Below are 18598 nucleotides of genomic sequence, written 5' to 3'. Positions count from 1 at the left end.
ACAGGAGCCTGCCTGGCAAAAACCCTACTGCCCCTTGAAGTCCGGGGTACGTTTTTCGCGGAACGCTTTAGTACCCTCCCGCGCATCCTTGCTCATCATCACCTCGGCCGCCTGCCCCATTTCAAACTGGAAGGCCTCGGCCCAGGGCTGAGTGTGTGTCTCCAACGCTGTGCGCTTGATTGCCTGCAGCGCGAGGGGCGCCTGGGCGCTGACAACCTCGGCATAGTGCTCCGCCCTCGCCAGCAACTCGCCGATGGGAAGCACCTCTGACACAAGCCCCATTGCCAACGCCTCCTGCGCGGAGACCGGGGCGCCCCCTAGAAGAATTTTCATCGCATGCGCCCAGGGCAACTGCCTGGTGAGCCGCACCATGGAACCGGCACCTGGGACGATACCCAACTTGGGCTCGGGTAGGCCGAACTGCGCGTGATCGGCAGCAAGCCGAATATCCGTCGCTTGAACAAGTTCGGTACCGCCACCGAGAGCTCGGCCGTTAATCGCAGAAATCACCGGTTTATACAGCGGTTCACCCTTGAGCATGACCTTATCCGAAATGAGCGGATCATTTTTGAGCCGTTCCTCCAGAGGCGTTGCCGCTTCGCGGGTACCTGTCCACAAAGGAATGACATCACCGAGATCGCCGCCGCAGCAAAAGTCCTGCTCGCCTGCTGCGGTAACCACCGCAACACGTATATTGTCATCTGCGCGCACCTCGTCCCAGGCATCTGCCAGGCCGACGAAGGCCTCGCCGTTAAGGGTGTTTTTTGCCTCGGGGCGATTGAGTGTGATCCAGGCCTGATGGCCGCGTTTCTCGAAAAGAATAGCGCTCATGGTGGTGTTCCTGACGTCAGTTGCAACACACATTAGGCCCAGAGTGAGTGCCGCGCCATGCCTAACGGGGCCAATTCTTCTGCCCTTGAGAAAAAGTACTCTGCGCCAAATGGCCTAAAGGCCGGTAATGCCTTCCCACAAAAGCTTGCCGCCGACCACAAGCAGAAAGAAGCTGATCACGCGATAGTACAGGCCGGGCTCTGAGCGTTTGACGAGATAGTGCCCGACCCGCACGCCCAACGGCGCCAACGGCACCAACACCAGCGAATACAGGAGGTTGTCACTGCTAAACTGCCCGAGATAGGCATAGGGAACAAGCTTCACTACATTGACCACGGCGAAAAAAATCCCTGCGGTTCCAGCAAAAAGCAGAGGGTGCAAACCCTTGGGCATCAAGTACATGGTAAAGGGCGGGCCGCCGGCATGAATGCTGAAACTGGTGAAACCAGCGACAGAGCCGAACAGGCTGCCAGCAATCGCGTTGTGGCCCCGCTGGACACCGGTTTTCAAGGCAACGAGACTCTGCAGCCCAAAGACCAGCGATATCCCCCCAACCATGATTCTCATGTAGTCGTCATTCATGGCATCCGCGGTGAGGTAGCCGAGCAATATTCCGACAATAGCGCCAGGCAGGAGCAACTTCAGTGCCTGCCGGTCGAAATGCCCCCAGTAGGTGCGCACCACGAGAAAATCCATGACCACGAGAATAGGCAGCATGATTGCGGCGGCCTGGGTCGGCGGCATAAGCAGTGCCATCAGGGGCACCGATAGTACGGCAACGGACCCACCAAAGCCGCCCTTGGAAATTCCGTAAAGCAGCACTGCCGGAATGCTGACCAGATAGAAAGTGGGGTCGGTCAGCATCGCAACAGTGTCAGGATCATTCGATCAGGCCAAACTCGTCGCGCAGAACGCTGATAATTTCAGCTTTGGGATTGGCAGAAATCTCGATGGGCTGGCCCACGATTTTCTCGGCAATCCCAGTATAGGTTGCAGACACCTGCATCAGCACGTCTGCCGGCAACTCGTTGTCGGCAGCCAGCGCAATACGCTCCGGCATACGGTCCTTGTTAAGTAGAATATCCGGATCGGAGAAGTGATTAAGCAGCAATTGACGGAAGCCTTCCTTGGAATTTTCGACCACTCGCCCCTCACGTTGCGCCGGGCCGTCCCAGATACGAGATGAATCAGGCGTGCCCACTTCATCCATGTAGATCAGCTTCTCGTTCCCTGCCTTGTCAGTGACATAGCCAAACTCAAACTTGGTGTCGACGAAGATCTGATCAAGGGCCGCCAGCTTGGCGCTGATCAAGTTGAAACCCTCTGTCAGCAACTTCTCATAGAGATCGACGTCTGCGGCAGAACGCAGATTGAACGCCTCGAAATTCCGCTCAATATCGGCGCGCGTGATATTCACATCGTCCACAGCGGGCACACCTGGAATACCCTCGAGGATCCCCTTGGTCGAGGGCGTGATCAGCAACTCTGGCAATTTCTGGTCTTTCTCCAGACCATCGGGAATTTGGATTCCGCAAAACTCGCGCTCACCATTGGCATAGGAACGCCACATAGAGCCAGTAATGTACTGACGAGCGATGGCTTCAATCATCACCGGTCTGGCCTTTTGCACGATCCAGACCAGCGGATGGGGAATTTCGAGAATGTGGCTGTCTGCCAAGCCCTGTTGTCGGAAGCACTCAAACCAATGGTTGGAAATCGCATTCAACGCCGCGCCCTTGCCGGGCACGCCAGCCATACCGCCCTCGCCCTGCCAGATGCAATCGAAGGCAGAGATACGGTCAGAGATAACCATAATGGCCAGTGGTGCATCTGCAGGCACATCGTAGCTGCGCTCGCTGACAAGCCGAGCACTGTCGTCAGCGGTGAGCCAATACACGGAGCGAACCTTGCCGCTATGCACGGGCGCGCCTGTGCGAATCGGAAGATCGTTGTTAACAGCCATGACTGATTGAGCGAGACTCAAGACGTATATCCACCCGTTATATGAAAGTTACTGCGGGCTGCAATTCTACCAGAGCTAAACCGGATGCGGCGAGGCCTTGCGATGGGTTCTCAGGTGTAAGCCGACATCCATGGCCAGTTTCAAACCCACCAGAACCAACAACATTAGCAGGGGTTCACCCAGTGCCATTGTGCCCATACCACCGACAATGATGGCAATATGCAATACCACGATACGGCCGTATGGCTCGCCCATCAGGGCTTTGGTGTTCGCCAACTCTCGCTCGGGGCCCATCAGGAAGTTGAACACAAAAGAAATGCCATGACTGATAAAGAGCGCTGTAAATGCCAACACCCACTGGGCCGGCGCGATGGCAAACACCTCGCGAGTCACATTGAACAGAATCTGGGGGAACACAAAGAACAGGGGCCATGTTTCGGCGTTGCCAGGAAACGGCGAAAAATCGCCTTCGAACATGAACAGCAGAATAAACATCCCGTGAACACCACAGAACCCGCCATAGTGAATCAGAAAAAACGTACCGCTGAACAAACCGCCAACAGGTGAAACCACCAGCATTTTACTCAAGGTGTAGAAACCCAGAATGAGATTCTCTGCCCAATAGAGCAGCATCAAAGCCGCCGCATCCCAGGAAAACCAGAGAACGCCGGCCAGCGGCAGCAAGTTCACAAGAACAAGCGCTATAAGGCTGATTTGCCGGCGCCGTCCAAAATAGTAATCATTCTCTGATTCAAACAGGCTCATCTATGCTCCGAGGGGTCTAACACAGTGCCGTGGTACGGGTTAAAATAGCGCAACAAGGGCCATGCTTTCCACGGCCCGGAAGGAAGAACCACAATGAACCAAGCTCAAACCCCATTCCAGATCATGGGAGAACCCGGCATCCGCGAACTTACCGGCGCCTTTTACGACATCATGGATGAGTTACCAGAACTGGCCAGCCTGCGCGCCATGCACGCCGCAGACCTGGCACCGATGAAGGAAAAACTCGCTGAGTATCTGATTGGCTGGATGGGCGGGCCACCGCTCTATGCCGACAAACACGGCACTGTCTGCATGACAGACCCGCACGAGCCCTACCATATCGGGCCGGAAGAACGAGACCAATGGTTGCACTGTATGGACCTGGCACTAGAGCGCACCGGGGCCTCGGAAGCGCTGACGCAAATGCTCAAAGAACCGATGTTTCGCGTGGCAGACGCCGTGCGCAACCGCGAGGGCCCGGCAGCCGCGGCCTCTGATCCCAATATTATTGCTTCACACTGAGATCCTATGAAAAACCACTTACCGCGGCTCGCAGTTGCGCTGCTCTGCATGCCCGCCCTTGGGAGCGCTCAGGAACTCGTCGAAGAACAGGTACTGGTCACAGCAACACGCATCGAAGAGCCGGCGGCACTGCTGCCGCTCAGCTGGGACAAAATCGACAGTGACTCTATCGCGCTCACCGGCCAGGTCCACATCAACGAGTTAATGCAACGTGTCCCAGGCGCCTGGATCAGCCGTGGCAACGGTCAGGAAAGCCTCACATCACTGCGTTCTCCGGTACTCACCGGCGCGGGCAGCTGCGGCGCGTTCTATATGGCTGCAGACAATATCGGGCTGCGTGCCCCGGGTTTCTGCAATGTAAACCAGCTGTTCGATGCCAACACTGAACAAGCCGGCGCGATCGAAGTGATCAAGGGGCCCGGCACCGCGCTCTTTGGCTCCAATGCCATGCACGGCGTGATCAACATACTCAGCAAAGCACCGACGGAAGACGAACACAACGTCAGCCTGGAGGCCGGGCCGCACGACTACTATCGCGGCAAGTACCGCTACGCTGGCGGGTTTGGAGCGCACCGTGTCGGTGTCAGCTTCAACGGCACCAGCGACGGCGGCTACAAAGACGACTCAGGTTTCGACCAACAGAAGCTCAGCTTGCGAGATGACTACAGTGGTCAGGATTGGAATATCACCACAGTCATTGACTACGCCAACCTGAATCAGGAAACGGCGGGGTTCATCACTGGCTACAAAGCCTATGAGGACGAGGATCTCAAGGACACCAACCCCAATCCCGAAGCCTACAGGGATGCACGCTCACTGCGCGCGTACAGTCGGATGAGCAAAGTGCTGGACGCGAACAGCACCCTGACACTCACCCCTTACCTGCGCGACAACGAGATGGAATTCCTGATGCACTTCCTGCCCTGGCAGCCGGGAGAGGAAAACGGCCATACCAGCCTCGGCCTACAGGCTGCCGTGCACAGCGATTTCGACCGCTGGCGCTGGGCATACGGGGTTGATCTGGACTACACCGACGGGTGGCTCAAGGAAACCCAGGCTGAAGAATTCAGCCCTAATCAGCCCGCTGGGGTACATTATGACTACCAGGTAGACGCACTCACCGCAGCGCTGTTCAGCCAGGGTAGCTGGACTCAGGGACGCCTCGAACTTTCTGCCGGTGCGCGCCTGGAATACAACGGCTATGACTATGACAATCGCACGGGAGACGGCTCTGCTTGTGCCCCGGAGGCAAGCGCCTGCCGCTTCTACCGCCCCGCTGACCGCGACGATGACTTCACCGGCCTGTCATTAAATGCAGGGGCTAATTACCAGTGGCGCGACGATCACAGCGCCTATCTGCGCCTCGCCAGGGGTTTCCGCGCGCCTCAGGCCAACGAGCTCTATCGCCTGCAATCGGGCCAGCAAGTTGCGGATCTCGATCAGGAAGAACTCGACAGTATAGAAATTGGCCTGCGCGGTATCGCTTTCGAGAAGCTCGAGTACAGCGCTTCTGTGTATCACATGGCAAAAGATGATGTGATTTTCCAGGATGCAGACCGCCAGAACGTGAGCGGAGCCAGCACCGAACACCAGGGCGTGGAAGTATCACTGGACTACGCCTTCGCTGAAAACTGGTATTTCAACGGTGCAGCGTCCTACGCTCGCCACCGCTACGACAGCGCTAGCGAACTGATCGGTTCCAGTGGCGATATCAAGGGCAATGACATAGATACAGCGCCGCGTCACACCGGCAGTGCCCGCCTTGGGTGGCACTTTAGTGACGACAGCACCGCTGAAATGGAGTGGATCTATCTGGGCTCGCACTATCTGGAACCTGATAATGAGCACAAGTACGATGGCCATCAGCTGGTGAACTTACGTGTGACTTCGCGCTTCGACGACAGATGGTCAGGCGCCCTGCGCATGACTAACGTTCTGGATGAGGATTACGCTGAACGGGCCGATTTCGGCTTCGGCAGCTATCGCTATTTCGTGGGAGAACCGCGAGGTATCTACGCCGAGCTTAGTTTCAGCTTGCTATAATCAGCCTCGTTCGAGGGCAACGATGAGGTCTTTGAACCTGGCCTGATTCTCTTCAGAAAGGCCCATGAGGACACGGTGCGCTTCAATCACCTTGTCTTTCACCGAGTCTTCACTCCCTGTTACCTGGGGAATCTCGTGAATGTTCTCCGGGCTGGCACAGGACTCCTCGCGCAGGTCAAACAGGCGCTGAAACCCCATACTCTTTAGCAGACGGTTGATGCCGGGTTCGCAGGAAAAAATCGCGGGTTGAAAACCGTACTTATCCTGCACTTTGATGGCGAGTTTAGCGAGCAAACCCAGAGTCGTACTGTCGATACCCTCTGCCTCACACAGGTCAACCCAGACACTGGTAAAGCCGGGGTCGGCAAACATTTTCTGGAAGTACTCATCGATGGTGGTGCACAGGGTCAAGCGCACATCGCCGGTCATACGAATCACATATGCACCGTCGTGGCTGGCTGCGAGAATTCTTCCGTCCATCTCAGTCGCGCTTGCTGATAAACAGGGCTGCGATGTCATCGGGGGCGGTTTCCACCCGATCCAGGCCGAGGCGTGTTACCAGTTCTTCCGGTGAGTCGGCGGTCTCCTCAAAGACGCCGATAAAGTATTTCTCTTTTTCGATCAGATTCTTCGGTGGCAGGATCTCGAGAATACCGTCAGAAAACAAGGCCAGCATAAAGCTATCGGGAAGATCGATCAGGTGTTCCTCGTAGTGAGCGTCTTCCATAATACCCACCGCGGAGCCCTCGCCGCGCAGATACCTGGCCCCTTCCCTGCAAACCAGTACAGGCTGAGGCAGATGCCCTGCCACGCTGTAGCGAAGGGTATTCGCCTCAGTGTCGATCACGCCGACCACCATGGTAGCGAACTTGCCGACTTCCAGATCCATGAGCTCAAGATTGGCCCGCTTCAGCATCGCTACGGGGCTGTAAATTGTCTCATCATTTTTGCGCAGCAAATCTGAGCGCTTTCGTGCAAAGAGATTCTTCAGCAGCACAGTGGCAAACGCGGAGGAACTGCCATGGCCGGAAACGTCCGCCATGAAAAACGTAACATGCCGGTCACCCACGGTGAAATAGTCAGTGAAATCACCGCTCAGATAGAGTGAAGGAATCACCGTATGGCTGAAAACGTAGTCGCCAAGCACCATCGGGGTAGAAGGCAGCATGCGCATCTGCACCTGGCGCCCGGCCTGCTGGTCCTGTTCGAGCACCTTGATGGTGCCGCGCAGCTCGGTATTGGCCGCCTCCAGGCTATGGCGAGACTGTTCCAGTTCACGGCGCACCTGGCGTTGCCGCCGACAGCGTCCCAACGACCGTTCCAAGGCCTCGATATCATCCAGCGGGCGAACAAAAAAATCACTCGCGCCCCAGCGCAGGGCCGTCATCATGGCATCCGCGCGGGCCTCGTCGCTAATCAGGATAATAGGGATCTGCACGTCTAACTCGGGGAGTGAGCGACGAGCTGTATCCCAGGTAAGCCCCTCCATGTCCAGTTCGCAAACAATCACATCCAGGTCTGGCCGCTGGTGGAGAAACTCGCGCGCGCCAACTGCGGTGGTATGAACGACAGGCTCAAAACCCAACTCTTTCACCAGGGTGGCGAGGGCGGTGACGCGGGTTTCATCGTGGTCTACGACTAGGGCGGTTCCGGAGGATTCCATGTGGACTTTTTTACGTGAGATTGCTGTGGACACTACGCCCATCACCGGGGACAGGCAACAGACCAGTTTTGGCAGGATTTCACAGTTTTCGACGCGCTGGATCGAGCGGCCGTCAGAATTCTTCCCAGTCTTCTTCGCTGCCGAAGTCGGAGAAATTGTCCTCTACCACACCGTCGTTGACGAAAGCCCGTCGGGATTGGATATAGGCGTCGCGAACAAAGATATAGGGGTCGCCGGTAAGCAGTTCGTCCGCGGCCAGGAGGCGTGCCCGGCCATCCACAAGTTCCAGTGCCCAGAGCGAGTTACGCAGAGGCACATTGTCGATATAGGTAGGCACTGACGTGTAGGTGTCGACGATAGTACCGGTACCGCTGCGGAAGGTGCGCGGGCCGAAGAATGGCACCATCACATAGGGGCCCTGCTCCACCCCCCAGATTGCCAGCGTGTGACCGAAATCTGTGCGGTAGGGAGAGATGCCCATGGGCGTAGCCACATCGAACAGCCCCACAAGACCCACGGTGCTATTGATCAGAAAACGGCCGCCACCCTGGGCAGCGCCGGCGAATCGCCCCTGCAAGACACCGTTAATCGCGGAGTTGAAGTCATACATGTTGGCAAACATGTTGCCCACACCTCGTTTCGCGAAGGTCGGCATTACCCAGTCATACCCCACCGCCACCGGGCGCATCAGGTACTTATCAAGGGTGTTATTAATGGCGAAAAGAGGCCTGTTTATCGATTCCAGAGGATCGATATTCTTCTCTTTTTCCTGGCCCAGCGACGCGAGAGGTAGCATAAGCACCAGCGCCAACAGCAGGCTATATGCGGGTTTCATAATGAATAAAATTCTAGGCGATGAGGCAGAATGGTACGCCCGGCTTTGGACGGAAGCAAATCAGATGTCTCCAGCTGCGACCAAAATCACGTCACTGTGCACAAACTGCTGTAATTGATCGAGTGCAAATTGGCGCAAATTTTCCAATGGCATACCTAACTCTCCAGCCAACTGCCCGATAACCGCGCTCGCAGGCTCTCGCTCGTTGTCGCGAATCAATTCCAGTAGCCGCGCCGTCGCAGCGTTGAGTTCAATGAACTTCACTTCATCTTCCCGGCTGCGGTACACCACAAGGTAGCTGGGCTCGGCTGCGGCCTCCGGCTGAAAACCAGGGCCGATCTGGTGCACAGGGTACTGATAGGCCAACACCCAGGCCAGCGGGGAAAGCATGAGCATGGCTGAGCCCAGGTCACCCACTTCCACTCGCGGTGGCAGCTCCTCTTCAGCCACATCCAGCGCCAACTCTGCCCATTCGTAGTGGGCGAGTTCAGCCACAAACGGAGGGTCACAGGGTCTGGCGGTATGTTCATTCATCAGGTATTGGATGAATTCCTGGCTAATTTCCAGAAAGTAGGGAGAACTGCAACGATGCCCATCGAGGAAGCCGCGAACCAGCCCCTCCCAATCCTGTTCGCTGTATAAGCTGTGCAGCACCGGAAAGCCGCCGCTGATAAAGCCCTCTACATTGTTGAAGATGAGGTCGCGATAGACTTTCAGGCGACGCTCTTCGACCTGCTCAGGCGCCGGCGCATTCTCCGGATCACGTAAGTAACTCGCCATGCGCAACTGGCTCTGGCGCAGCGTCGATGTCGTCATGCGCTGATCGCCTCAGGGGCCGAGCCACTCTCTCGTTGGGTATCCCGCACGCGCTCCACCTCGGCCAGCAACTCGGCGATAGGCGGAAGGTTGAAATCGCGTTCCAACAACGTTGGCAAGGGCCCGACACGCCGGTAGGCATCAGCCAACAAGCCCCAGACAGGATCAATCACATCTGCTCCATGGGTGTCGACCTTGAGGTCATCCGCCTCGTCGAAGTGGCCCGCCACATGAATGTAGCGCGCCCTTTCCAGGGGCAATGAATCGAGAAATTGAATCGGATCGTAATTGTGGTTGATGCTGTTGACGTAAATGTTGTTTACATCCAGCAACAAGTCGCAGCCACTCTCTTCCAGAACTGCGCGAATAAATTCGGCCTCGCTCATGTCCCGGTGGGGCTGGGCGTAGTAGGAGGCATTCTCCAGGGCGATGGGTTCACCCAAAATATCTTGTACCTGGCGCACACGGCCTGCGACATAGTGCACCGCTTCCTCGGTAAAGGGGATGGGCAGTAAATCGTAGAGATGCCCCTCGGCGGCGCAGTAGGTGAGGTGCTCGCTGTAGAGAGGCACGTCTATTTCATTCATCAGGCCGCGCACAGCTGTCACCAGATCAGTATCCAGGGCATCCGGACCACCGATATCAAGCGAGAGCCCGTGCAACACCACGGGATAGCGCTCAGCCATCTGGCGGAACTGACGGCCATAGCGGCCCCCTACTCCGATCCAGTTTTCCGGTGCCACTTCGAGGAAGTCAACCGAATCCTGCTCCATAGACAAAAGCGGACCCAACAGGGCCCGCCTCAGTCCGAGTCCCGCACCGCGGAACTCTGTTGCTTGCGATGGCATTAGCCGCCGCACTTACCTTCGCCGCATTTGCCTTCGCCGGACGCCTTCTTGTCGCCGCCGCATTTGCCTTCGCCGCACTTACCTTCGCCAGCAGCTTTTTCGCCACCGCATTTGCCTTCGCCGCATTTGCCTTCATGACCGGCTTTTTTCTCGCCGCCACACTTGCCTTCGCCGCACTTGCCTTCGCCTTCGGCTTTTTCACCACCGCACTTGCCTTCACCGCACTTGCCTTCGCTGTGCTTGTCAAAACTCGCGAGGTCATAGCCACCGCTCAATTGGGTAGAAGCGAAAGGGTTCACCTCGGCCGATGCCAGAGGTGAGATCGCAGTTGCCAGAAACGCGGCGCCCAGAGCAGCTGCAAGAGGTTTTTTAATCTGTGACATGGTTATTTTCCCTGTGGTAATCCAAGTATTTTAATGTTGCCGCCAGGGAGACCGATATCACCTATCACACCGTGGCGTGCTGATTATGACTTGGCTTGAACGCGGAAGTTTCATTCCTGTTACATTTTTTTTGCAAGTCATCACTAACCATAGATCACTGGGGGTTGTTTTCCAGCCAGTTTTTCACCTCCGCCCACTGCTGAGCTAGACGCTTCTCGGACACGGCCTGACGCGTTCCCAAGTGCTGGGCGAACAGAGATACCCGAAACTCCTCCAGCATAAATCGATACTGCATAGCCGCCGGGCAGGCCTGAAGCAGGCCTTCCCTGATTGCCATAGTCGCTGTCAGTGGCTCGGTGAGATCCGCCATAAGGGCACAATATTTCTGATCTTTCGCCACCTGACCGCTTAGCCTTTCAACCCGGTTGAGCAGCGCCTTCATATAGCGCGGATACTGATTTAGCCAACTGCCGGGTGTGTCGCGCAGAAAGCCAGGGGCCAACAGTGCTTTCATCTGGCTATCGATATCCTTGCGGATCTCCGGCCAACGCTCGGTAGGGATTGACGATAGCTTCGCCCGAGCCGCAGCCAACGGCTTCAAAGCGGCCAGTAACGACGCCTCGATTTCATTGGCTCGACTGATGACGTCGCCCTTACCCTGATTGAGTCGCGCCTGGAAGTCACTCTCGCCATAGGGCAAGTCACTGTCCAGGGACATGGCTTGAGCAAAAGCTGCGTCCACCAGGTCATCGGCCAGAGCCGCGCGGTCCAGCCCCGCTCCCGCCAGCACCAGGTTGAATTCATTGCCGCGCAGCGATTGCTTGCGAACATACTTCACCTGCTGTGCGCTGTGCAAACGCAGCATCTGCAACACCCCACGCCGGTGCTTTTGCTGCGCCACTGCCGGGTAGTCGCACAGCTCGATCGCTGCACTGTCGCCCTCGGATACAAGCGCCGGATACGACACAATATCCTGCCCTGCCTGGCGGAAACGCCACTCGCGCGGGACATCGCCAAAATCCCAGCGCTTGAGTCCAATACGCGCTGGCGAGTCGGTCTCTGCCTTGCCGACACTCTGGCGGGTGTCGTCGCGGAAGCGGCTGATCAAGGACTGCAGCTCGCGGCCCTGCGCCAACATTTTCCCCTGGGCATCGACTACCCGGATATTCATCCTGTAGTAGTCGTCGAGCTTTTCCGCCGCCCAGTCCGCCGGTTCCAGACGCACATTACCCAGACGTCCCATCGCGCGAGACAGTGCCATCAGCAGATCGCTGTCATCCGGCACAAGATCTGCCAGTGCCCGGTCGACATAATCCGGGGCTGGCACCAGTCGCTTGCGTTGCTCCTTGGGCAGGCTTTTCACCAGGGCGATACATTTTTCCCGCAACAGCCCCGGAACAAGCCAGTCGAAGCGGAACCGCGGCACTCGATTGAGCAGTGCGACCGGCACAGTGACCGAAACACCGTCCGCTTCCTTGCCAGGCTCAAACTGGTAGCTGAGCGCGAACTCCATATCGTTCCAGGTCAAGGTCGAGGGAAACTGGTCTTCCAGCTCGCCGCCCGGGTCGCGCGCCAGTAATTGTTCGCGTGCGAGCTTCAGGCTCTCGCCTCTCTCCGGAGATTTCTTCAGCCATGACTGCAATCGCCCGGCAGTATAGGCGTTGTCCGGAAGGCGCTCGTTGTAAAACTCAAAGATCACTTCTTCATCCACCAGGATGTCGCGGCGACGAGTGCGTGATTCCAGTTCCTCTACCTCACGTGCCAGACGCAGGTTGTGCTTGAGAAATGCCGGATGTTGGCGGTACTTGCCTGCCACCAGGCCATCGCGAATAAGCAGCTCGCGAGATTCATCTGGAGCGAGCGGGCCATAATGCACCGAGCGCTTATCCGCGATTGTGAGCCCATACAAAGTGAGCCGTTCCGAAGCCATCACCCTCCCGCTGCGCGACTGCCAGCGCGGTTGGTAGTAATGATACTTGAGCAGCGCGGGATTGATGTCCACCACCCAGAGGGGATCGATAGCCGCCACTGTGCGAGCAAAAACCTTGCTAGTCTCCACGATTTCCGCAGCCACAATCCACTTGGGGCGTTTGCGCGACAAACCCGAACCGGGGAATATCTGCAACTTGCGATTGCGCGCGCCCAGGTATTCCCTGTCTTCCTGATGCTGAGCAATATTGCCTAGCAGCCCCGCCAGCAGAGCGCGATGAACACCCTGGTAGTTTTCCTCTTCGGGCAGTTCCGACGTGGCCTTCATTTTTTGCTGGCGGCAGGCAATGCTGAGCTGGGTGTGGATATCCCGCCACTCGCGCATACGCATAAATGAAAGAAACTCTTTTTTACACAGCTTGCGCAACTGGTTCTGGCTGAGCTCCTGACGCTGCTCCTCATAATAGCGCCACAGGTTTAGCCAGCCCAGGAAGTCGGATTTTTCGTGGCGGTAGCGAGCGTGCGCCTGGTCAGACTGCTGTTGCTTGTCGGCCGGGCGCTCTTTCGGATCCTGGACTGCCAAAGCCGCTGCAATCACCAGAATTTCGGGCAGGCAGCCGAGCTCGCCTGCCGCCAGCACCATACGCCCCAGACGAGGATCCACCGGCAGCCGGGCCATGCGTCGGCCCACCTGGGTGAGTTCCCGATCTGGCGTCACCGCGCCCAACTCCTCCAACAATTTGTAGCCATCGCGGACCAGGCGCGGGTCCGGCGGATTGATGAAGGGGAAATTCTCCACCTCACCCAGGCCGAGAATCAACATCTGCAACACGACTGCGGCGAGATTGGTACGAAGAATCTCGGGGTCTGTGAACTCCGGCCGCGAGAGGAAATCCTGCTCACTGTAGAGGCGCAGGCACACCCCCTCCTCAACCCGGCCGCAACGTCCCATGCGCTGGTTGGCACTCGCCTGTGAAATCGGCTCTATCGGCAGACGTTGAACCTTGGTTCGATAACTGTAACGGCTGATCCGCGCTTCACCCGGGTCGATGACATAGCGAATCCCCGGCACTGTCAGCGATGTTTCCGCCACATTGGTGGCGAGGATCACCCGCAACCCACGGCGACTTGAGAGGTTGAACACCCGGTTTTGCTCCGCCGCACTGAGCCGGGCATAGAGCGGTAGGATATCCAGCTCGGTGTCCTGACGCAGGGACTTGGCCGTCTCTCGAATATCCCGCTCGCCTGACAGGAACACCAGCACATCGCCGCGTTTGCCATAACTACCGGCATCAATTTCTTGCACCAGCGAGACGATGCGCTGCGGCAAGTCCTCGCCATCGGCGGGCTCTGCCTCCAGGTAATGAGTGTCCACCGGAAAAGTGCGACCGGACACCTCGACCACAGGGGCTCCGTCGAAGTGACGCGCAAAGCTCTCCACGTCGATGGTCGCCGAGGTGATAATCAGTTTCAGGTCGGGGCGTTGTGGCAGGAGTTGCTTGAAGTACCCAAGCAAGAAATCGATATTGAGGCTGCGCTCATGCGCCTCATCGATAATAATCGTGTCGTAGCGGCGCAGCAGGCGATCGCGCTGGATTTCGGCGAGCAGGATTCCGTCGGTCATCAGCTTGATGGCGGTATCGTCGGAGACCTTGTCCGTAAAGCGCACCTGGTAACCCACGAGCTGCCCCAGCTCACCCTTGAGTTCCTCGGCTATCCGCTGGGCCACCGTGCGCGCTGCCAGGCGTCGTGGCTGCGTATGACCGATAAGACCCTTGCGGCCGCGCCCCAATTCCAGGCAGATTTTGGGCAACTGGGTAGTTTTGCCCGAGCCGGTCTCCCCGGCGACGATCACAACCTGGTTTTCCCGAATGGCGCGCGCAATTTCCTCCCTGCGCTGGGTGACGGGAAGTGCTTCCGGGTATTCGATCTGTAGGTCGGGGAGCGCCCCCGGTGAGTCTGTCATGCTCCCTCTCGAGCTTGTTGTCGTGGCGGCGAAGCCGCGTCCCGGGTTATGCTCTGGCCCTCAGCCGAGAGAGAACCCCATGAATACGCTTACCAACTTCACCTACGACGAAATTACCCTAGGCCAGACCGCAAGCTACTCCAAGCAGGTGACCGAATTGGACATCCAGCTCTTCGCCGTGGCTTCCGGCGACATAAATCCACTCCATCTCGACCCTGAATACGCGGCCACAACACGCTTTGGTGAGCGTATCGCTCACGGCATGCTCACGGCATCCATCGTGTCCGGCGCCCTGGCCAATGTACTGCCGGGCCCTGGCTGCATTTTCCTGGAACAATCGGTGAAGTTTCGCCTGCCGGTGAAGATCGGTGATGAAGTCAGGGTAGAGCTGGAAGTGACCGAAAAAAGCGACCGGCGTAAAACCCTCACGCTCGCCAACAAGGTCTACAACCAGGACGACAAGCTTGTGCTGACCGGCACCTCGGTCGTCACAGCACCGACAGAGAAGGAGAGCCTACCGAAGCCGGCTACGCCCGAAGTTAGCCTGTCAGGCGGGTAGTTCTCCACCCGCGGCCTGGGAGCGCTGAAACTGTTCATAATCCAGATACATCGGACGCAACATTACCGCGGCCTTGCGCTCGTGGGTTTGTACTGACAACACCATCACTGACGGCACGCCCTCTTCAACCGTCACGCCGGTGATACCGATGATCTGGTTGGTCGGCTGGTTCTGCGCTGTGAAAGACGGGATTTTTTGCCCGTCCTGTATGGCCTTGACCAGGTTGCTCAGCAGCGTTGCAAGGCTGGCACGAAACGCGCTGTAGTTCAGGTTGCCCGCGTACTCGCTGTGATCCAGAGAGATATCGAACCGAACCTTGGATTTGTCTTCCATCTCCACGTTGGTCAGGCCAATAATTTTACCCGCTGCCACTTCCTTATAGAGTTTCTTCGCGTCCGTGCGCGGCGCCTCGATGAACGCCCGGTGCAGGAGGTTAATTGCCATCGTCAGGAACTTGTCGCGCTCGATGGATTGATTCTGTAGGTCTGCCATATTTACCTCGGCTGAAAAGAGCTGCAAGTCTACTGCCAGAGGCGATCTCGAGCAACGAAAACCCTGCCTTTGAACGGGGCCTCTGATATGATTCCCGGCGCCATGCAAAGCCCCATTCCCACCAATGTGAACCCAGGCCAGTGAACCGCGAGAACACACCGTGGGCGCCGGTCACTCCCGCCCAACTGGAATGGACCGACGAAGGGGATCCACTCTCCTCCACGTTCGGCGATGTCTACTACTCGCGTGAAGACGGAATCGCGGAGAGCACGCACGTATTCCTCGAGGGCAATAAGCTCGCCGAGCGCCTGGTCAATGGCGATCGCGGTAGCTTCTGCATCGGGGAAACCGGCTTCGGGACCGGCCTGAATTTTCTGCTCACATGGCAACTGTGGCGGGGGCTACCCCAGCCACGCCCGCGCCTGCACTACGTCTCGGTCGAGATGTTCCCACTGCTGCGAGCCGATCTGGAGCGCGCACTGGCGACCTGGCCATCGCTCGCACCTCTGGCGGAAAGCCTGCTGGCCCATTGGCCCGATCTTCTGCCTGGACAGCACCGGGTGATTCTCGACGATGGCCAGGTGACCCTGGACCTGTGGTGGGAAGATGTCGCCGCAGCACTGCCAGACATCGCCAGCACTGGGCCCTCGATCGACGCCTGGTTTCTCGATGGCTTTGCCCCTGCCTGCAATGAGGCGATGTGGCGGCCGGAGCTTTACAGGGCGATTGCCGCCGCCAGTCGACAAGGCGCTAGCTTCGCCACCTTCACTGCCGCGGGGCATGTGCGACGCGGCTTGCAGGACTGTGGATTTCAGGTGGAGAAAGCACCGGGCTTCGGCCACAAGCGCGAGTGCCTCCGAGGATCACTGGCGCACGCCGTTGAGGCACCCACTCACGATTACACTCCCTGGGACTTACCGCGCAAATCACCGCACGAGTTGTTGAACCCGTCGCCTCAACTCACACCGAAGACGGCGCTGGTGATTGGCGCGGGCCTGGCGGGTTGCAGCACTGCAGCGGCCCTCGCTCGAAGGGGCCTGGTGGTAAAAGTGCTCGACGCTGGCGCCCTCGCTGGCGAGGCCTCGGGCAACGAGCAGGGTATTCTCTACACTCGTCTTTCGCGGCGCCACTCGGTCCTGACCGATTTTGCCCTGCAGAGTTTTACCTGCGCTGCTGCGCTGTATCGCGGGCTGTTTGCCAACGGCCGTCTCTGCGCGGGTGTGGACGGAGAGCTCTGCGGCAGCTTCCACCAGCAGTCAGATGCAGACGAGCGTGCTCTACTCGCAGAGCAACTCAAGTCCCTGCCCCAGCTCGCCGCCGTCCTTGAACCAGAAGAGGCCGAATCCCTGCTGGGCGTACGCCCGCGCGAGGGCGGTTACTGGTTCCCGGCCTCCGGCTGGCTGCGTCCGCCTTCGGTTTGCACTGCGCTCCTGGACCACCCCAACATTCAGCTGATAGAACATTGCGGAGCACTATCACTCGTCCGCGAGCTTGATCACTGGACGGCTCGCAACGGCCAAGAGGCTATCGCAACAGGCAGCCTTGCAATTATTTGCACAGGGACCGCCGCAAGCCGTTTTGAGGGCCTGGAATGGCTGCCTACCCAGGCTATTCGTGGCCAGACCAGCCATCTTCCAGCCAACAGCCAGTTCGACACCCTGCGCGCGGGCTTTTGCCACGAGGGCTATATCGCGCCGGCTCGCAATGGCGAACACTGCATCGGCGCAACCTTCAATCTGAAGGACAGCGAAACCTCCCTGCGCCACGACGATCATCGTCAAAACCTGGAGCGCCTGGCCAGTGCTGTACCCCGTTGGCGGGAACTGATCGCAGCCATCGACGTCGAACACATTAGTGGCCGTGTGGGTTTCCGCTGCGCCAGTCCGGACTACCTGCCGATCGCCGGCCCGGTGCCCGCGCGCGACGCCTTCTTGCACGACTACGCCGGGCTGCGTAAGAATGCCAAACAGACTATCCCCGCTCTCGGAAGCTATATGACCGATTTGTACGTCAACACCGCCCACGGTTCCCGTGGCCTGAGCTCGACGCCCCTGGTCGCCGAAATACTGGCGAGCCAGATTTGTGAGGAGCCAATACCGATGAGCCGGGAGTTACAACGAGCATTGTCTCCCGCCCGTTTCCTGGTGCGCGACCTGGCGCGAGGCCGGATCTAATGCGACCTATCCTCACGCTTCTGGTCTGCCTGTTCGCGTCACAGTTTTCATCTCTGAGCCTGGCCGTGGAGCAGTTCAGCTATCGCGTGCTCGACAAAAAGCCAAACGACCGCGCGAACTATGTTCAGGGTCTGGAGATTCACGCGGGCAAGCTCTACCTCAGCGCCGGCGAGTACGGTAAATCCAAACTGCGCCGCTACGATCTGGAAACCATGGCGCTGGAACAGGAACAGCGGCTAAACCCTCGCCTGTTCGCCGAGGGGATCACCCGCCTCGACGACAAGCTTTACCAGCTCACCTGGCGCGCTGGCATGATGCTCGAATTCGACTTTGAAACACTCAAACCCATCAAATGGCACCCTATCAGCGGCCAGGGCTGGGGCCTCACCACCAATGGTGAGCACTTAATCTACACCGACGGCGGCCACCACCTGCACTTCATCACCCCCGGGAAACCCGGCAAGCAACACTCCGTTGCCGTCACAATGGCGGGCGTACCGGTGAACCACTTGAACGAACTCGAGTGGATAGATGGCAAGGTGTGGGCCAATATCTACCAGACCGATCGCATCGTCATTATCTCTCCCGACACCGGTGAGGTAACCGCCAACATTAGCCTTGATGGTCTGCTACCCACCGCTGAGCGTAAACCCAATACAGATGTGCTCAATGGCATCGCCCGCAACCCGGAAAACGGTGCAATCTGGGTGACCGGTAAACGGTGGCCATGGCTCTATCAAATTGAGCTGGTGCCCCACCCCAGCGAGCAAGAATCGCGCTAGAATAGCGCCCCTACCCCATATACCGAG

Annotated in this window: 17 protein-coding genes; 5 read left to right on the top strand and 12 right to left on the bottom strand. The window is 58.0% G+C overall.

Annotation, left to right across the window (positions count from 1 at the left end):
• Positions 1–24: 24 nt before the first annotated feature.
• The 4 genes from EY643_RS07380 to EY643_RS07365 all read right to left on the bottom strand — a co-directional run bounded on the left by EY643_RS07380 (position 25) and on the right by EY643_RS07365 (position 3559).
• Complete coding sequence (locus EY643_RS07380) at positions 25–831, bottom strand: enoyl-CoA hydratase-related protein (RefSeq protein WP_170287316.1); 807 nt, start codon at positions 829–831, stop codon at positions 25–27.
• Between the two features lie 114 nt (positions 832–945).
• Positions 946–1695, bottom strand: coding sequence for a sulfite exporter TauE/SafE family protein (locus EY643_RS07375; protein ID WP_152661593.1), 750 nt, complete (start codon positions 1693–1695; stop codon positions 946–948).
• A gap of 16 nt (positions 1696–1711) precedes the next feature.
• A complete protein-coding gene (locus EY643_RS07370) occupies positions 1712–2815 on the bottom strand; it encodes a phosphoribosylaminoimidazolesuccinocarboxamide synthase (protein ID WP_152661592.1) in 1104 nt (367 codons plus the stop codon).
• Between the two features lie 54 nt (positions 2816–2869).
• Positions 2870–3559 (bottom strand): DUF6498-containing protein, encoded by a 690-nt coding sequence (locus EY643_RS07365; protein ID WP_152661591.1) that lies wholly within the window; start codon positions 3557–3559, stop codon positions 2870–2872.
• Positions 3560–3652: 93 nt separating this feature from the next.
• Between EY643_RS07365 and EY643_RS07360 the strand changes: the two genes are divergently transcribed.
• Together EY643_RS07360 and EY643_RS07355 are read left to right on the top strand one after the other, a co-directional pair.
• Positions 3653–4081, top strand: coding sequence for a group II truncated hemoglobin (locus tag EY643_RS07360; protein ID WP_152661590.1), 429 nt, complete (start codon positions 3653–3655; stop codon positions 4079–4081).
• Between the two features lie 6 nt (positions 4082–4087).
• A complete protein-coding gene (locus tag EY643_RS07355) occupies positions 4088–6124 on the top strand; it encodes a TonB-dependent receptor (RefSeq protein WP_170287315.1) in 2037 nt (678 codons plus the stop codon).
• On the opposite strand, the gene EY643_RS07350 is transcribed toward EY643_RS07355, so the two are convergent.
• From EY643_RS07350 to hrpA, 7 genes are all read right to left on the bottom strand, one after another.
• Positions 6125–6604, bottom strand: coding sequence for an STAS domain-containing protein (locus EY643_RS07350; RefSeq protein WP_152661589.1), 480 nt, complete (start codon positions 6602–6604; stop codon positions 6125–6127).
• A gap of 1 nt (position 6605) precedes the next feature.
• Positions 6606–7820 carry a PP2C family protein-serine/threonine phosphatase gene (locus EY643_RS07345; RefSeq protein ID WP_240732854.1) on the bottom strand — a complete coding sequence of 405 codons (1215 nt, stop codon included), beginning with the start codon at positions 7818–7820 and terminating at the stop codon, positions 6606–6608.
• 79 nt (positions 7821–7899) lie between these two features.
• Positions 7900–8622 (bottom strand): MlaA family lipoprotein, encoded by a 723-nt coding sequence (locus EY643_RS07340; RefSeq protein WP_240732853.1) that lies wholly within the window; start codon positions 8620–8622, stop codon positions 7900–7902.
• Positions 8623–8682: 60 nt separating this feature from the next.
• Complete coding sequence (locus EY643_RS07335) at positions 8683–9438, bottom strand: HvfC family RiPP maturation protein (protein WP_152661588.1); 756 nt, start codon at positions 9436–9438, stop codon at positions 8683–8685.
• The gene (locus tag EY643_RS07330) at positions 9435–10229 is read right to left on the bottom strand and encodes an HvfB family MNIO-type RiPP peptide maturase (RefSeq protein WP_476729743.1); all 795 of its coding nucleotides are present in this window, start codon (positions 10227–10229) and stop codon (positions 9435–9437) included. The genes EY643_RS07335 and EY643_RS07330 overlap by 4 nt, the downstream gene beginning before the upstream one ends.
• A gap of 56 nt (positions 10230–10285) precedes the next feature.
• Complete coding sequence (locus EY643_RS07325) at positions 10286–10669, bottom strand: HvfA family oxazolone/thioamide-modified RiPP metallophore (protein ID WP_152661586.1); 384 nt, start codon at positions 10667–10669, stop codon at positions 10286–10288.
• Between the two features lie 154 nt (positions 10670–10823).
• On the bottom strand, positions 10824–14564 hold the full coding sequence (gene hrpA / locus EY643_RS07320) for an ATP-dependent RNA helicase HrpA (RefSeq protein ID WP_152661585.1): 3741 nt from the start codon (positions 14562–14564) through the stop codon (positions 10824–10826).
• A gap of 79 nt (positions 14565–14643) precedes the next feature.
• Between hrpA and EY643_RS07315 the strand changes: the two genes are divergently transcribed.
• Entirely contained in the window at positions 14644–15123 is a 480-nt protein-coding gene (locus EY643_RS07315) for a MaoC family dehydratase (RefSeq protein ID WP_152661584.1), read from the top strand.
• Here the strand turns inward: EY643_RS07315 and EY643_RS07310 are convergent.
• The gene (locus tag EY643_RS07310) at positions 15112–15615 is read right to left on the bottom strand and encodes a hypothetical protein (RefSeq protein ID WP_152661583.1); all 504 of its coding nucleotides are present in this window, start codon (positions 15613–15615) and stop codon (positions 15112–15114) included. The genes EY643_RS07315 and EY643_RS07310 overlap by 12 nt on opposite strands.
• Before the next feature lie 140 nt (positions 15616–15755).
• Between EY643_RS07310 and mnmC the strand changes: the two genes are divergently transcribed.
• Together mnmC and EY643_RS07300 are read left to right on the top strand one after the other, a co-directional pair.
• Positions 15756–17789: a bifunctional tRNA (5-methylaminomethyl-2-thiouridine)(34)-methyltransferase MnmC2/FAD-dependent 5-carboxymethylaminomethyl-2-thiouridine(34) oxidoreductase MnmC1 gene (mnmC, locus tag EY643_RS07305; protein WP_152661582.1), complete on the top strand. Its 2034-nt coding sequence runs from the start codon at positions 15756–15758 to the stop codon at positions 17787–17789.
• Positions 17789–18571, top strand: coding sequence for a glutaminyl-peptide cyclotransferase (locus EY643_RS07300; RefSeq protein WP_152661581.1), 783 nt, complete (start codon positions 17789–17791; stop codon positions 18569–18571). The genes mnmC and EY643_RS07300 overlap by 1 nt, the downstream gene beginning before the upstream one ends.
• Positions 18572–18598: the final 27 nt, after the last annotated feature.

It is taken from the genome of Halioglobus maricola (genome assembly GCF_009388985.1).
In the GTDB taxonomy this organism is placed as follows: domain Bacteria; phylum Pseudomonadota; class Gammaproteobacteria; order Pseudomonadales; family Halieaceae; genus Halioglobus; species Halioglobus maricola.
The sequence above is the reverse complement of the archived record's forward strand: the minus strand, read 5'-3'. Positions and strand labels throughout refer to the sequence as shown.

Coding starts and splice junctions, on each gene's coding strand:
- EY643_RS07350 (WP_152661589.1), bottom strand. CDS start 6,604: ATGGACGGAAGAATTCTCGCAGCCAGCCACGACGGTGCATATGTGATT.
- EY643_RS07380 (WP_170287316.1), bottom strand. CDS start 831: ATGAGCGCTATTCTTTTCGAGAAACGCGGCCATCAGGCCTGGATCACA.
- EY643_RS07335 (WP_152661588.1), bottom strand. CDS start 9,438: ATGACGACATCGACGCTGCGCCAGAGCCAGTTGCGCATGGCGAGTTAC.
- EY643_RS07355 (WP_170287315.1), top strand. CDS start 4,088: ATGAAAAACCACTTACCGCGGCTCGCAGTTGCGCTGCTCTGCATGCCC.
- EY643_RS07375 (WP_152661593.1), bottom strand. CDS start 1,695: ATGCTGACCGACCCCACTTTCTATCTGGTCAGCATTCCGGCAGTGCTG.
- EY643_RS07365 (WP_152661591.1), bottom strand. CDS start 3,559: ATGAGCCTGTTTGAATCAGAGAATGATTACTATTTTGGACGGCGCCGG.
- hrpA (WP_152661585.1), bottom strand. CDS start 14,564: ATGACAGACTCACCGGGGGCGCTCCCCGACCTACAGATCGAATACCCG.
- EY643_RS07360 (WP_152661590.1), top strand. CDS start 3,653: ATGAACCAAGCTCAAACCCCATTCCAGATCATGGGAGAACCCGGCATC.
- EY643_RS07300 (WP_152661581.1), top strand. CDS start 17,789: ATGCGACCTATCCTCACGCTTCTGGTCTGCCTGTTCGCGTCACAGTTT.
- EY643_RS07340 (WP_240732853.1), bottom strand. CDS start 8,622: ATGAAACCCGCATATAGCCTGCTGTTGGCGCTGGTGCTTATGCTACCT.
- EY643_RS07325 (WP_152661586.1), bottom strand. CDS start 10,669: ATGTCACAGATTAAAAAACCTCTTGCAGCTGCTCTGGGCGCCGCGTTT.
- EY643_RS07315 (WP_152661584.1), top strand. CDS start 14,644: ATGAATACGCTTACCAACTTCACCTACGACGAAATTACCCTAGGCCAG.
- EY643_RS07310 (WP_152661583.1), bottom strand. CDS start 15,615: ATGGCAGACCTACAGAATCAATCCATCGAGCGCGACAAGTTCCTGACG.